Genomic DNA, 13,871 nt, shown 5'->3' on the forward strand with positions numbered 1-13,871 from the left:
GGCGTACGACAGTTTCAGGCTCCATCACGCCCCCGGAGAACCCATGTGACTACCGTCACCGGGAGGGCAGGCCCAGGCGTTCGAGGATTTCGCGGAGGCGGTGGCGGCCGGCCATGGAGGCGGGGCCGGCGAGGCGGGTGAGAACGCGGTCGCTCCAGGTGCCGCGGAGGCCGAAGCGTTCGTTGTAGGCCGATAGTCTCTTGTCGTACGCCTCGATGTGCGCGTCAGCGGCCGGGGCGTCGAACTGCTCGTGGTGCAGGACCGCGGCCTGCGGGAGGCGTGGCTTGACGTCGGCTTCTTCCGTGGGGTCAGGGGTGCCGACGGCCAGCCCGAAGGTCGCCACCGTGCGCGGCGGCAGGCCGAGCTCCGCAGCGATCTCCTCGGGGTGGTTGCGGACCGCGCCGACGAAGACCGAGCCCAGGCCGAGAGACTCCGCGGCAATAACCGCGTTCTGGGCGGCCAACGCAGTGTCGACGAAGCCGATGATGGTGGTTTCGAGGTAGTCCGCGGCTTCGACCTGGGTTCCGGCGCGCTGGGCGAGGCGGTGGGCGCGGCCGAGGTCGGCGACCCAGATCAGGAACAGCGGGGCCTGGGCGACGAAGGACTGGTTGCCGGCCAGCGCGGCCAGGCGGGCCTTGCGGGCGGGGTCCCGGACCGCCACCACGCTCCACGGTTGCAGGTTCGAGGACGTGGCCGCGGACTGGGCTGCGGCGATCAGCGCGGTGAGTTCGTCGTCGGTCACGTCGCGGGTGGTGAACTTGCGGACCGAACGGCGCTCGAGTTGCAGGCGCAGGACGTCGTTGAGGACGCCGAGGGTGGCCAGCGGGTCGCCGTAGCGGGCGGCGGCGGGCATCAGGCGGCCACCTCGAAAATGCCCTGACGGGCCGGAAGGCCGAGCCGCCCGCGCAGGGTGGGGTGGGGGTATTCCTTCTGGAACAAGCCGTACTCCTGCAGGATCGGGACCACCAGGGTGGCGAAGTTCGGGAGGTCGACGGCGGTGTCGGCCGGCATGATCGTGAAGCCGTCAGCGGTTCCTGCCTCGAACCACGAGCGTAGGTCGTCGGCGACCTCCTGGGCAGAGCCGACCAGCAGGCGGTGACCGGAGCCACCCGCGCCACGCTGGATCAGCTCGCGGGGCGTGCGGGGTGCGTCGGCGATCAGCGCGCGGGTGGAGACGCTGAAACCGGCGGAGAACGTGCTGCCGGGAACAAGATCCGGGAGGTCCGTGATGCTGATCGGGTCGTCCGGGCCGAAGGAACCAGGGGCCAGACCCAGGTTGGCCAGCAGGGACCCGGTGAGCGACTCGAGCGGCAGGGTGGCGTAGAGCTCCTGCTCACGGCGGCGGGCCTCAGAAGACGTCGCCGCGACGAGGACCACCACGCCGAGGGACACCTTCACGTCATCGGGGTGGCGGCCGGCGGCTGCGGCACGGTTGCGGATGTCGTCGCGGAAGGCCACCGCCTTGGCCTGGGTCTGGGCGACGGTGAAGACGACGTCGGCGTACTGTCCGGCCAGCGAGAGGCCGCCTTCGGAGCCGCCGGCCTGGACGATGACCGGGCGGCCCTGGGGTCCGGCGGGGACGGGGAGCGGGCCGGCGACGGAGAAGAACTCGCCGTCGTGGTCGACGCGGTGGATGCGGGACGGGTCGGCGTACTGTCCGGACTGTTTGTCGGCGACGATCGCGCCGGGATCCCAGCCGTCCCAGAGGCGGGTGACGACGTCGAGGAACTCGTGGGCGCGGCGGTAACGGGATTCCCTGTCGGGGTGGGTGGCGCGGCCGAAGTTGGCGGCTGCTGCGGGCGTACCCGTGGTCACGATGTTGACTGCTGCTCTGCCCTTGGTGACGTGGTCGAGGGCCTGGAAGCGGCGGGCGAGGTTGTAGGGCGAGTTGTAGGTCGTGGAGCTGGTGATGATCACGCCGAGGTTCGTGGTCGTGGCTGCCACGGCGCCGAGCAGGACCAGCGGGTCGAGGCCGGTGCCGGGGGCCTGTTCGATCTCGCCGCGCAGGGCGGGGCCGTCGCCCAGGAACACCGCGTCGATCTTCGCGTCCTCGGCGATGCGGGCGAGCCGCTGGAAGTGGTCGATGTCGAGATATGCGTACGGGTCGACGTGCGGCAACCGCCACGCGTGCCGGAAGTGACCGGGCGTCATCAGCGACAGGTTCAGGTGGAATCCGGTCATGAGCGCACCCTCGAATCGGCGGGATGCCAGCCGAGCAGCGGCGCGAGGTCGCGGGCCCCGGCGGCGAGCAGCCGGCGGTGTTCGGCGAAGTCGGGCACCCCGGGGACGAAACTGATCAGCAGGTCGGTGATCTCGCGCAGCGCGGGATCGGTGGCGAGTTCGGCGGCCAGGGTCTCGGCGGGGCCGAGCAGCGCGTGGTCGGCCGCGAGGTATTCCTCGACGGTCAGGTCCGCGACGTCGCGGCGGGCGGACAGCCAGCTCTGCCAGCGCCGCGCGCCCGGGGTGACGAGCCGGGCCGCCTCGGCCAGGTCCGGGTGCGGGTAGACGGCCCGTGACACCTGAACCCGGGGTTCGTGGTCGGGGTCGGTCCAGGCCGCGCGGTAGGCGTCGATCCATTCCGCCTGCTGCCTCTGGGCGTCGCGGACGGTGCCGCCGCGCCATCCGGTCGCGCGGGAGAGCTGCAGGCCGTCCCCGGCCCGGCCCGCTGCGGCTGCGGCTGCGTGGGCGAGGTCCGGGTCGCCGGTGGTGGCCTGCCAGAGCCTCTCCCGTACGCCCGAGGCCGGCGGATGCAGCACCTCCCCCAAACTGTTCAGCGCCGCCCCGCCGAGCACGTCGTGCAGCCGCGCCACCGACTCGTCGAAGAGCCGGTGCCGGTCGCCGAGGTCCTTCCCGAACGCCTCCCACGCGCCCGGGAACGGCCCCGATCCCACGCCGAGCTCGAGCCGCCCACCGCTGAGCGCGTCGAGCGTGGTCGCGTCCTCGGCGACCTTGAGGGGGTCTTCGAGCGGCAGCACGAGCACGCCGGTGCCGAGCCCGATCCGGTTGGTGTGCTGGGCGATCGCGGCGAGCAGCACCAGCGGCGCCGACACGTGCTCGCGGCCCTGCCGGAAGTGCCGCTGGATGACCCAGCCCGAGTCGTAACCCAGGTTCTCGGCGATGACGAACAGATCGATCGCTTCCTGGTACGCGCGGGCGGGCGGCAGATCCGCGTCGAGGTGCAGCAGGAATCCCAGCCGGAAGGGCCGCCCGTCGCGCAGTCCGGCTCCGATGGGGGCCATCAGAGCCGCAACCCCGTTCCGTGTACGCCGTACTTGTCGACAACCGCCAGCTCGTCATCGGTCAGCGGCGCGAAGTCGAGCGCCTTGACGTTGTGGTCGAGTTGCTCCGTCGAACTGGCACCGATCAGCGCGGAGGTCACCTCGGGGCGGCGCAGCACCCACTGCAGGGCGAGCTGGGCGAGTGACTGGCCCCGTTGCGCGGCGAGCTTGTTGAGCCCGGTGATCCGCTCGCGATAGGTCTCGTCGATCACGTCCGGTGACAGGAACGCGCTGTTCTGCGCCCGTGCCCCGGCGGGGACGCCGTCGAGGTACTTGTCGGTGAGCAGCCCCTGCGCGAGCGGCGAGTAGACGACCAGCCCGAACCCGTCCTCCTCGGCGACCTCCAGGAGCCCGGTCAGCTCGGGACGCCGGTCGAAGATCGAGTAGCGGGGCTGGTGGACCAGCAGCGGAACCCCGGCGCGGCGCAGCAGCCCGGCGATCTCGTGCGCGCGGTCGGCCGGGTAGTTGGAGATGCCGGCGTAGAGCGCCTTGCCCTGCTGCACGGCGGCGGCCAGCGCGCTGACCGTCTCGTCGAGGGGCGTGGTGAGGTCGGGGCTGTGGCTGTAGAAGATGTCGACGTAGTCGGTGCCCAGGTCGCGCAGGCTCTGGTCGAGCGAGCCCAGCAGCGATTTGCGGGACGCGCCGCGCTGGTAGGGCCCGGGGCCGATCGGGTTGCCGGCCTTGGTTGACAGGATCAGTTCGTCACGGTGCGGGGCGAGGTCGCGTTTGAGCACGGTCCCGAAGAACTGCTGGGCGGCGCGGTGCGGCGGGCCGTACCTGTCCGCATTGTCGAAGTGGGTGATGCCCAGGTCGAACGCGTGCAGCACGATCTCCCGCTGGGTCTCGTACGCGTAGTCGGTGCCGAACTTCTGCCACAGCCCGAACGAGAACGCGGACAGGTCGAGGCCGGAGCGCCCGGCGCGGCGGTAGGGCAACAGGGTCATCGGGGCAGGCCTTTCAGGCGCAGGGTCATCGGGGCAGGCCTTTCAGGCGCAGGGCGGACGGCTGCAGGGACGGGGTGTCGCGGCCGGTGTCACGTTCGAGGAAGTGGGTGCCGGGGTCGACGATCTCGTCGATGCGGTCCAGCACCTCAGGATCAAGATCAACTGCCGAGGCCTTGAGGTACGCGTCCAGGTGGCTCTGCGTACGCGGCCCGATGATGACGCTGCTGATCGCGGGGTGGTTCAACGCGAACGCCACCGCCAGCTCGACCAGCGTCAGCCCGTGTTCGTCCGCGAGCGTCGCCAGGGCGTCGGCGGCGGCGAGTTTGCGCTGGTTGCGGTCGAGCGTGATGTCGAAGCGCCCGGGGATCAGCTCGGCGCGTGCGGACGCGGGCTGCTCGGCGCCGACCCGGTAGCCCCCGGAGAGCCAGCCGGCGGCGAGCGGGCCGTAACTGAGCACGCCCACGCCGTACTTGCGAACCACCGGGAAGACTTCCCGTTCGGCGCTACGGACGAGCAGCGAATACGGCAGCTGCTCGGTGTGCGGCGCGGTGAGCCCGTGCTTCTCGGCCAGCCACTGCGCCTCGACGAGCTGATGCGCAGGGAACACCGACGTGCCGTAGTAGCGGATCTTCCCCTGCCGGATCAGGTCGTCGAGCGTCCGCAGTGTCTCCAGCAGGTCGGTGCGCGGGTCGGGCCGGTGCGCCTGGTAGAGGTCGAGATGGTCGGTGCCGAGCCGGCGCAGGCTGTCCTCGACGGCGCGGACGATCCAGGCCCGCGAGTTCCCGGCGTGGCGGGGGTTGTCGCCGACCTGACCGTGGAACTTCGTGGCCAGGAAGACGTCGTCCCGGCGCCCCGCGAGCGCTTTGCCGACGATCTGTTCCGAGACGCCCTGCGCGTACACGTCGGCGGTGTCCACGGCCGTGAGGCCGGCGTCGAGGGCGGCCTGGATGATCCGGATGCTCTCGGCTTCCTCCTGGTGCCGGCCGAAGTTCATCGTGCCGAGCGTCAACGGGCTGATCAGGAGTCCCGTGCGCCCGAGAACGCGGTCTGCTGTGCTCATGGTTCCCCTCAGAAGAGTCCGGTCGTGGGCGGTTCCTCGGCGGTCAGGTGATAGGCACCCGCCACCGCGGCCTTCCACTGCCGGGGGTTGTGGTTGGCGACGGTGCGGGCGTTGCGCCAGTGCCGGTCGAAGCCGAGATCACGGCCGGTCGCTGAGCCCCCGCCGACGTCGAAGAGCAGTTCCGCGGCGTGCAGCGCGGACTCGATGGCGGTCACGCCGGTCTGGGCGACGGTCACCGCCGCTCGGGCGCCGGCTTCGCGGGCTGCCGGGCCTTGTTTCTCGCGTACGGCCTGAAGTTCCTCCGCCGCGAGCAGCACGACTGAGCGCGCGGCGTGGGCGTGCACGGCGATCCGGCCTACGGTCTCCCGCACGTACGGGTCCTGCACGCTGGTCGCCGCCGTACTGTGCTTGATCGGCCGGGCCCGCTCCCGCGCGAACACCACCGCATCGTCGAGCGCCGCCGCGGCGATCCCCGCCTCGATCGCCGCGAGATACAACTGGGCGAACGACCCGAGCCACGGGCTGTCCAGCCGCGACGTGTCCCGAACGGTCACCTCGTCGGCACCGACCCGCACGTTCACGAGCCGGGTGGTGCCGCTGGCGGTGAGCCGCTGCCCGACGGCGTCGAAGTCGTCGAGACGCTGCACCCCGGCCCGGTCCACCGGCACGGTGAAGCTCAGCAGCGTGCCGTCCTCGTCGGTGGCTGTACCGGAGAACCAGTTCGCGTAGAGGCCCCCGGTCGAGTAGTACTTCTCGCCGTTCACCAGGTACCCGTTCTCCTCACGCCGGATGGTCGTGTGGACGGAACCGCTCGCGCCGCCGGACCGCTCGTTGCCGGTGCCCGCGAAGAGATCCCCGGCGCGCAGCCGGTGCAGGGTCGTCGCGCGGTGGGGCAGGTCCGGGCGGGACGCGACCTGGTTGGCGGTCAGGAAGCTGCTGCGCAACGCCTGCGCCACGTTGGAGTCCGCGCGCCCGATCGCGATGATCAGGTCGAACACGTCCCGCAGTCTTCCCCCGGCGCCGCCGTCGCGGGCGGAGATCCCGGTCAGCGTGATCCGCTGCTCGGCAAGCGCCCGCACGTCCTCGAACGCGTAGGTCCGGGTCCGGTCCCGCTCCGCCGCGCCCGTCGCCAGCCGGCGCAGGATCGGCTCGACACCGCCCCGGATGTCCTCGACGCTCAGCGTCACCAGCTCGGCGGTCATGCCAGGGCCAGCGCGGCGCGGAGGGTGGTCCCGGAAGCGGCGGCGGCCCCGGGCGGGGACGCGTTTGCCAGGAGGGGCACCAAGGTCTTCAGTACGGCGGCCAGGTCTTCTGGATCCGGATCGCCGCGCGGGACGAGTTCGAAACCGTCGAGGCGCTGCTCCAAGGCCCAGGCACGCAGCTCGCCGGCGAGAGCGACGAGGCCGGCGGGCGCGGTCGGCCCGACAGGCGCGGCGTCGGCGTCGGCGTCGGCGTCGGCGTCGATCCAGACTCGGCCGAGGAGCGCGACGCCTGATATGTGCTGGTCGACCTGGGTGGCGCGGTCGATCACGATGACGTCGGCGTATTCGGCGGCTGCGGCGAAGGGGAGTTCGTCGGTCAGGTCGGCGACGATGACGGGGCGGCCCTGGACCGAGGACGGGCCGTCGATCGGACCGGCGACCCGGTAGGACTCACCGTTGTGGTTGATCGCCCTGATCAGCTCGTCGTCGACGACCAGTCCGGCTGCCTGGTCACCGATCAGCGCCACCCGCGGGAACGACGCCCAGAGCCGGCTCAGCACATGCGCATACTCCGTCCACCGCGCAGCTCGACCCACAAAGGCCTGCCCGCCGCACTCCCCCGCCCACCGCGCGGCCCGATCCACAACGACCTGCCCGCCGCCCTCCCCCGCCCACCGCGCGGCCGGGCCCGCATCCGAGTCCTCAGCTACCTCGCCCGCCCTGCGACCCGCCAGGCCCACAACAACGCCCCCGCTGACCTCGTCGCCGTCGCCCGGGCGCAGGGCGATGCCGGTCCGGCCGCCGGATGCACGGTCGAGGGACAGGATCCGGCGGGCGGTGTTGTAGGGGGCTTGGTGGGTGGTGGGGACCTCGGCGATGAAGCCGATGCCGTGGTGACGGCCGGCGAGGTAGCCGGCCGTGACAGTGGGATCGAGGTTGCCGTCGTCGGCGAGCCGGATGGTCGTCACGCCGGCTTCCTGGGCGACGGCGGTGACCGCGTCGGCGTCGGCCAGGGTGAGCGGGTCGCCTACCGACAGGGTCAGCTGGATGATGGTGGTCATGCGGGGATCACCTCTGACTCGGGGAGCAAAGCGGGGACAGCGGGCAGCCCGAGACCGAGGTGGTCGCGCAGGGTGGTGCCCTCATACTCGGTGCGGAACAGGCCGCGGCGCTGCAGGACGGGGATGACGTGGTCGGCGAAGTCGTCGAAGCCCGACGGCAGGACGTCCGGCATCACGTTGAAGCCGTCCGCCGCGCCGGCGCGGAACCATTGCTCGATGTCGTCGGCGATCTGTTCGGGGGTGCCGGTCACGATGCGGTGCCCACCGCCGCCGGAGAGTTTCTTGAGCAGCTGCCCGAGCGTCGGGTTGTCCCGGTCGATGATCGCCTTGACGACGCGGTAGAACGTCTGCGAGCCACCGGCCTGGTCGGGTTCGACGAGCAACGAAGCGGGAATCGGTTCGTCGTCGGACAGCCCGTCGAGGGAGAAGCCGAGTTGACCGGCCAGGCGGCTCCGGGCGTACGCATCGGGTAACAGGTTGTCGAGCAGTTCCCTGCGCGCCCGGGCCTCGGCCTCGGTGCTGCCCACGACGGTCGAGAGGCCGGGCAGGACCACGAGTTCGTCGGGGTTGCGGCCGAACGCGGCGGCGCCGTCGCGCAGCTCGGTGCGGAATGCGCGGGCGTGGGCGAGGTCCTGGTCGGCGGAGAAGATGACCTCGCCGACGCGGGAGGCCAGGCGTTTGCCGTCCGTGGAGCCGCCGGCCTGGACCACGACCGGGCGGCCCTGCGGGGAGAGCAGGCGGGTGCGGGCGGCCCACGCGGCGATGACCTGGGTGGCGACGTCGGCGGCGCGTTCGTAGCGGGTGGCGTGTTCGAGTTCGCCGCGGCGGCCGAAGTTGCGGGCGGCGACCGGGCCGGCGGTGGTGACGACGTTCCAGCCGAAGCGGCCGCCGCTGACGTGGTCGAGGTCGCCGAGGCGGCGGGCGAGCTCGACCGGGTCGTTGTAGGTGGAGGAGAGCGTACCGATCAGGCCGATCTTCTCGGTCTGCGCGGCGATGCGGGCCAGGACCGTGGTGGGTTCGAGGTTGTTGGCCGTGCGGTGCTTGACGCTCGGGTCGAGCGACGGGCCGTCGGCCAGGAAGACGGCGTCCAGCTTCGCCTGCTCGGCCTTCTTCGCGATCGACGTGTAGTGGTCGATCGTGTAGCTCGCGGTGCCGTCGGTGCCCGGGAAGCGCCACGAGCCCCCGAACACGCCCGCGTTGAGAATGTTGACGTTGATGTGCAGCTGACGGGTCATCGCGTACTCCTCAGGTCCCGGCCGGGGATCGCGTCGAGCAACCGCCGGGTGTAGTCGTGCTGGGGTGCGTGGAAGACCTCCTCGACCGGGCCGGTCTCGACCACGGCACCGTCCTTCATCACCGTGACGTCGTCGGCGATCAGCCGGACGACGCCGAGGTCGTGGGTCACGAAGACGTAGCTGAGCCCGGACTCGGCCTGCAGGTCGACGAGCAGCTGCAGGATCTGCGCCTGCACCGACACGTCGAGCGCGCTGACCGCCTCGTCGAGCACCAGGATCCCGGGGTTCAGCGCGAGGGCCCGGGCGATCGCCACCCGCTGGCGCTGACCGCCGGAGAGCTGGCCGGGCAGGCGGTTCAGGTAGCTCTCGTCGAGGGCGACCGCTTTCAGCAGTTCCGCTGCGCGGCCTTCGATGGGTACGCCGAACGCCCGCAACGGTTCCTCGACGAGCCGCCGGACGGTGAAGCGCGGGTCGAGCGACGTGTAGGGGTTCTGGAACACGAACTGCAGGTCGCGGCGGATCGTACGGAGCTCGCGGCGGTTCAGGGCGGTCAGCTCGGTGGCGCCCACGTGCACGGTGCCGCTGTCCGCCGTGGTGAAACCGGCCAGGATCCCCGCGAGGGTGGACTTGCCGGCGCCGGACTCGCCGACGATGGCGTGCGTGGTTCCCTTGCGTACCACCAGGTCCGCGGTTTTCAGGGCGTGGACGTGTTTGTAGGACTTGGACAGCGCGCGCGCTTCGAGGGCGACCAGGCCGGTGGCGCTGGTGTTGTCGCGCAGGCGGCCGTGGTGCTGGGCCGGGGAGGCGGCGAGCAGGCGGCGGGTGTAGTCGTCGGTGGGCTGGTCCAGGATCTGCCGGACCGGGCCGTGCTCGACGATCTCGCCGGCGCGCATGACCAGGATCCGGTCGGCGCGTTCCAGGGCGACACCCAGGTCGTGGGTCACCAGCAGGATCCCGATGCCGAGGCGTTCGCGCAGCCCGGCCAGGTGGTCGAGGATGACCTTCTGGACGGTGACGTCGAGGGCGCTGGTCGGCTCGTCCGCCACGATGATCTTCGGGTGACCGGCGAGCGCGATGGCGATCAGGGCGCGCTGTTTCATGCCGCCGCTGAGCTCGTGCGGGAACTGCTGGAACACCCGCTCGGCGTCCTGCAGGCCCGCGGTGCGCAGGCTCTCCAGCGCAGCCGCGCGGTAGTCGGCCGCAGTGCCGGGGCGGGGTGCGTTGAACCGGACGGCCTCGATGACCTGGTGGCCGATGCGTTTGGTCGGGTTCAAGGAGGTGTTCGGGTCCTGGGGGATGAAACCGACGTAGTTTCCGCGTACGCGTGCCATGCGCTTGTCGTTCCACCCGGTGACCTCGACGCCCGAATAGGCGATCGAGCCGGACCTGCGCCGGGCGACGGGTGGGAGAAGCCCGAGCGCGCCCTGGACCAGCGTCGTCTTGCCGGAGCCGGATTCCCCCACCAGCGCGACCAGCTCGCCCGGTTCGACGTGCAGGCTCACACCGCGGACCGCGGGTGTCCACCGCCGACGCCCGGCCGGGTAGTCGATGGCGAGATCGGTGATCCGGAGCAGGGGGTCGTGGGTCACCGGCTGTGCTCCTTCCGGAACGAGGTGCTGATGCGGTGGGTGGCGATGACCACGACCGCGAGGGCGACCCCGGGCAGGATCGAGGCCCAGGGATGTACGGCGACGTAGTCCCGGCCCTCCGCGACGAGCAGTCCCCATTCGGGTTGCGGGGGCGGGGCGCCGTAGCCGAGGAAGCCGAGCGACGCGACGGCGAGGACCGCGGTGCCCACCTCGAGGGCGGCCAGCGCGACCACGGAGCTGAGCGAGTTCGGGACGACGTGGCGGAGCATGACGCCGATCCGGCCGACGCCGAGGCCGTACGCCGCCCGTACGTAGTCCTGATGCACGACCGACAGCACTTGCGCCCGCATCACCCGTGCGAACGACGCGATCGACGAGACGCCGACGGCCAGGGCGATGTTGTTGGTGGAGTAGCCGAGCACCGACACGACCACCATCGCGAGCAGCAGGCTGGGGATCGCCAGGAACACGTCCACCACCCGCATGATCGCGGTGTCGGCGATGCCCCCGCTGAACCCGGCGATCAGCCCGACGGCGGTGCCGATGCCGAACGCGATGACCACGGCCAGCAGCGTGGCCGTCAGCGTGGTGTGCGCGCCGTAGACGCTGCGGGCGAACAGGTCGCGGCCCAGCCGGTCGGTGCCGAACCAGTGCTCGGCGCTCGGTGGCGCGAAGCTCGCGGCGGTGTCCCCGGCGTACGGGCTGTACGACGTGAACAACTGCGGGGCGACGGCCCAGCCGATGACGACGAGCACCACGAGCCACGCTAGGAGCAGGACCGGTTGCTGCAGCCGGCGGGTGATCATTTCTGCGCCTCCACAACCGCGCGCATCCGCGGATCCAGCAGGGGATATATCAGATCCACGAACAGATTGATGAGAGCGAAGCTGACCGCGACGAACACGACGATGCCCTGGACGAGGGGTACGTCGAGGGTGTTGATCGCGTTCTGGGTCAGCCGGCCGATGCCCTTGCGGGCGAACACCGTCTCGGTGATGACCGAGCCCGCGATCAGGTTGCCGAACGTGATGCCCGCGATCGTCAGCGCCGGCAGGCTGGCGTTGCGCAGCACGTCGCGCAGGATGATGCCGCCGCGGGTGGCGCCCTTCGCCCAGCTCGTCGTGACGTACCCGGAATGGAACTCGGTCGCGAAGCTGCGGACCAGCAGTTGCGCGATCGGCCCGGCCACCGGGATGGCGAGGGTGATCAGCGGCAGCACGATGCTGCGTGGCCCGTCGTCGCCGAACGCCGGAAACCAGCCCAGCTTGAACGAGAACACCTGCAGGATCAGGATGCCGGAGAGGAACACCGGCACCGACACCGCGCCCGACGGCAGGGCCTCCACCACGTTGCGCACCCAGGCGCGCCGGGTCGAGGTGGCGACGAGCGCGATGCCGACGGCGGCGAGCACCGCCAGCACCAGCGCTCCCGCCGACAGCAGCAGGGTTTCGGGCAGTACGTCGAGGATCGCCGAGGCGACCGGCCGGCCGGACTGCACCGAGCTGCCGAAGTCGCCGGTCAGCGCGTGGCCGAGGCGGTCGGCGTACTGCAGGAGCACGGGCTTGTTGAAGCCGTAGTTGTCCGCGACCTGCTCGCGCACCTCCGGCGGCACGGTGTTGAGCTCGGTGGGATCGAAGAGCAGGTCCACCGGGTTCGCCGGGAGCACGAAGAGCAGGACGAACGTGAGGGTGAACGCGGCCCACACCACGAACGCGGCCCGGCCGGTCTTCAGCGCGACATACCGCAGCACGATGTTACTTCCCGTCGCTCTTCCAGGCGTCCACGAAGTGGTTCCGGGACTGGGCGTCGAAGATGATGCCGTGGACGTAGTCCGCGTGCGCGATCACCTGTGCCGGGTTGTAGATCGGGCTGACCAGGGCGTACTTCTCGAGCAGTAGATCCTGGGCGGCCTTGGCTGCGGCCTTGCGCTCGGCCGGGTCGAGGGTGAGCTCGAGCTTGCCCAGCGTCGCCGAGACCTCGGCCACGTCGATCCCGGTGGAGTCGGCGGTCAGGAACGAGGCATTACCGAGCTGCGGACCGTACGCGAGATTGAGCACTGCCGGATCGTTGCGTGAGCGGTTCGCGGCGGTGATGTTCCAGTCGGTCTTCGCCTTGGCCACCTGTGCCGTGTAGTCCGGGATCGGGACCACGGAGAGCTGCAGGTCGATGCCGATCTTCGTGAGGTCCTGCTGGACCGACTCGTACGCCGGCTTGTTGACCACGAGGTTGCTGATGCCGAGCAGCTTGACCGTCAGCCGCTTGCCGTCCTTGGCGCGGATGCCGTCCGGGCCGGGCACCCAGCCGGCGGCGTCGAGCAGCGCCTTGGCCTGCTCCGGGTCGTACTTCAGTACCGAGCCGCTGTAGTCGGCGTATCCGGAGACCGACGGCGCGAGCACCGAGGTCGCCACGGAGTAGGAGTCGGTGAGCACGGTCTTGGTGATCGCGTCGCGGTCCCAGCCGAGCTGGATCGCCTTGCGGACGGCGATGTCGTTGGTGGGGAACAGCTGCGAGTTGAAGTTGAAGAAGATGGACGTGCCGGAGACGCCGCGGCTGATGATCGTAAAACCCTTGTCGGCCAGGGGCTTCTCGTCGGTGGTGCCGACGTCGAGGGTGGCGTCGATCGTGCCGGACACCAGCGATCCGGTGCGGACGCTGGCCTCGGGGATGGTGTTGAACACGATCCGGTCCAGGTAGGCCTCACCCTGGTGCTTGATCGAGGCGGGCGCCCAGTGGTAGCCGGCCCGCTTCACCAGGACGGTCTTGACCTGCTGTTCCCAGGACTCGTAGACGAACGGCCCGGTGCCGATGATCTTCTTCGGGTCGGCGCGCTCGGCCGAGCTCAGCTTCAGCGTCGACAGGGACAGGAAGCCGGGCTGCGCGTTCGCGGTGAACGAGGACGCCTGCAGGAAACTGGCCAGGGGCTTGGCGAACCGTACGACCGCCGTGTACTGGTCCGGCGTATCGGTGCCGAGATACCCCGGGAGCAGCGACGCGCCGTTCGGGTTGATGCCCAGCTTCTGGTCGCCGTGCACGTACTGGTCGAAGTTCGCCTTGACGACCGCCGCGTCGAACGGCGTGCCGTCACTGAACGTCACGTCCTTGCGCAGGTGGAACGTGAACTGCGTCAGCTCCTTGTTGTACTCCCAGGACTGCGCGAGCCACGGCGTGATCTCGCCGGTGTCCGGGTCCTGCCAGGTCAGCTTGTCGGTGATGTTGTTGCCGATCAGCGATTCGGCGTAGTTGGTGCCCCACTGCGGGTCGGGGCTGCGCTGGTAGTCGATGAGCGCGAACTGCAGCGTGCCGCCGCGGACGGGTGTCCCGTCGTCCGAGGCCTCCGCGCTGCTGCCGCCTCGTCCCACGGCGAGCCCGATGCCCGCGACCAGGAGGACGGCAACCGCGGCGCCCGCTATCCAGGGCCACTTGCGACGGGTGGGTGCGCTCTGCTCGATGGAGCTTCGAAGGTCTGACATGCCGATTCTCTCAATCTTCACTGTTGCCTACG

Annotated in this window: 12 protein-coding genes; all 12 read right to left on the reverse strand. The window is 70.6% G+C overall.

What is annotated here, in order from left to right:
• Positions 1–55: 55 nt before the first annotated feature.
• Genes Ahu01nite_RS42195 through Ahu01nite_RS42245 form a run of 12 tightly spaced genes read right to left on the reverse strand, consistent with a single transcriptional unit; the run spans position 56 to position 13,839 of the window.
• The gene (locus Ahu01nite_RS42195) at positions 56–853 is read right to left on the reverse strand and encodes an NADPH-dependent oxidoreductase (RefSeq protein WP_203842388.1); all 798 of its coding nucleotides are present in this window, start codon (positions 851–853) and stop codon (positions 56–58) included.
• Complete coding sequence (locus tag Ahu01nite_RS42200) at positions 853–2,181, reverse strand: NtaA/DmoA family FMN-dependent monooxygenase (RefSeq protein ID WP_203842389.1); 1,329 nt, start codon at positions 2,179–2,181, stop codon at positions 853–855. The genes Ahu01nite_RS42195 and Ahu01nite_RS42200 overlap by 1 nt, the downstream gene beginning before the upstream one ends.
• The gene (locus Ahu01nite_RS42205; RefSeq protein ID WP_203842390.1) at positions 2,178–3,239 is read right to left on the reverse strand and encodes an LLM class flavin-dependent oxidoreductase; all 1,062 of its coding nucleotides are present in this window, start codon (positions 3,237–3,239) and stop codon (positions 2,178–2,180) included. Before Ahu01nite_RS42205 ends, Ahu01nite_RS42200 begins: the two co-directional genes overlap by 4 nt.
• Positions 3,239–4,222, reverse strand: a complete 984-nt coding sequence (locus tag Ahu01nite_RS42210; protein ID WP_203842391.1) for an aldo/keto reductase — start codon at positions 4,220–4,222, stop codon at positions 3,239–3,241. Before Ahu01nite_RS42210 ends, Ahu01nite_RS42205 begins: the two co-directional genes overlap by 1 nt.
• 25 nt (positions 4,223–4,247) lie before the next feature.
• On the reverse strand, positions 4,248–5,282 hold the full coding sequence (locus tag Ahu01nite_RS42215) for an aldo/keto reductase (protein WP_203842392.1): 1,035 nt from the start codon (positions 5,280–5,282) through the stop codon (positions 4,248–4,250).
• A gap of 8 nt (positions 5,283–5,290) precedes the next feature.
• A complete protein-coding gene (locus Ahu01nite_RS42220; RefSeq protein WP_203842393.1) occupies positions 5,291–6,484 on the reverse strand; it encodes an acyl-CoA dehydrogenase family protein in 1,194 nt (397 codons plus the stop codon).
• A complete protein-coding gene (locus tag Ahu01nite_RS42225) occupies positions 6,481–7,545 on the reverse strand; it encodes an LLM class oxidoreductase (protein ID WP_203842394.1) in 1,065 nt (354 codons plus the stop codon). Before Ahu01nite_RS42225 ends, Ahu01nite_RS42220 begins: the two co-directional genes overlap by 4 nt.
• A complete protein-coding gene (locus Ahu01nite_RS42230) occupies positions 7,542–8,780 on the reverse strand; it encodes an LLM class flavin-dependent oxidoreductase (protein WP_203842395.1) in 1,239 nt (412 codons plus the stop codon). Before Ahu01nite_RS42230 ends, Ahu01nite_RS42225 begins: the two co-directional genes overlap by 4 nt.
• Positions 8,777–10,369, reverse strand: a complete 1,593-nt coding sequence (locus Ahu01nite_RS42235; RefSeq protein ID WP_239159581.1) for a dipeptide ABC transporter ATP-binding protein — start codon at positions 10,367–10,369, stop codon at positions 8,777–8,779. The genes Ahu01nite_RS42230 and Ahu01nite_RS42235 overlap by 4 nt, the downstream gene beginning before the upstream one ends.
• Positions 10,366–11,175, reverse strand: a complete 810-nt coding sequence (locus Ahu01nite_RS50985; protein ID WP_239159582.1) for an ABC transporter permease — start codon at positions 11,173–11,175, stop codon at positions 10,366–10,368. The genes Ahu01nite_RS42235 and Ahu01nite_RS50985 overlap by 4 nt, the downstream gene beginning before the upstream one ends.
• Positions 11,172–12,119, reverse strand: coding sequence for an ABC transporter permease (locus tag Ahu01nite_RS42240; protein WP_203842397.1), 948 nt, complete (start codon positions 12,117–12,119; stop codon positions 11,172–11,174). The genes Ahu01nite_RS50985 and Ahu01nite_RS42240 overlap by 4 nt, the downstream gene beginning before the upstream one ends.
• 4 nt (positions 12,120–12,123) lie before the next feature.
• Complete coding sequence (locus Ahu01nite_RS42245) at positions 12,124–13,839, reverse strand: ABC transporter substrate-binding protein (protein WP_203842398.1); 1,716 nt, start codon at positions 13,837–13,839, stop codon at positions 12,124–12,126.
• Positions 13,840–13,871: the final 32 nt, after the last annotated feature.

This window comes from Winogradskya humida (genome assembly GCF_016862215.1).
Lineage (GTDB): Bacteria > Actinomycetota > Actinomycetes > Mycobacteriales > Micromonosporaceae > Actinoplanes > Actinoplanes humidus.

Bases quoted from the DNA above. Each gene is read 5' to 3' on its own strand.
- Ahu01nite_RS42195 (WP_203842388.1), bottom strand. From the start codon at position 853: ATGCCCGCCGCCGCCCGCTACGGCGACCCGCTGGCCACCCTCGGCGTC.
- Ahu01nite_RS42200 (WP_203842389.1), bottom strand. From the start codon at position 2,181: ATGACCGGATTCCACCTGAACCTGTCGCTGATGACGCCCGGTCACTTC.
- Ahu01nite_RS42205 (WP_203842390.1), bottom strand. From the start codon at position 3,239: ATGGCCCCCATCGGAGCCGGACTGCGCGACGGGCGGCCCTTCCGGCTG.
- Ahu01nite_RS42210 (WP_203842391.1), bottom strand. From the start codon at position 4,222: ATGACCCTGTTGCCCTACCGCCGCGCCGGGCGCTCCGGCCTCGACCTG.
- Ahu01nite_RS42215 (WP_203842392.1), bottom strand. From the start codon at position 5,282: ATGAGCACAGCAGACCGCGTTCTCGGGCGCACGGGACTCCTGATCAGC.
- Ahu01nite_RS42220 (WP_203842393.1), bottom strand. From the start codon at position 6,484: ATGACCGCCGAGCTGGTGACGCTGAGCGTCGAGGACATCCGGGGCGGT.
- Ahu01nite_RS42225 (WP_203842394.1), bottom strand. From the start codon at position 7,545: ATGACCACCATCATCCAGCTGACCCTGTCGGTAGGCGACCCGCTCACC.
- Ahu01nite_RS42230 (WP_203842395.1), bottom strand. From the start codon at position 8,780: ATGACCCGTCAGCTGCACATCAACGTCAACATTCTCAACGCGGGCGTG.
- Ahu01nite_RS50985 (WP_239159582.1), bottom strand. From the start codon at position 11,175: ATGATCACCCGCCGGCTGCAGCAACCGGTCCTGCTCCTAGCGTGGCTC.
- Ahu01nite_RS42245 (WP_203842398.1), bottom strand. From the start codon at position 13,839: ATGTCAGACCTTCGAAGCTCCATCGAGCAGAGCGCACCCACCCGTCGC.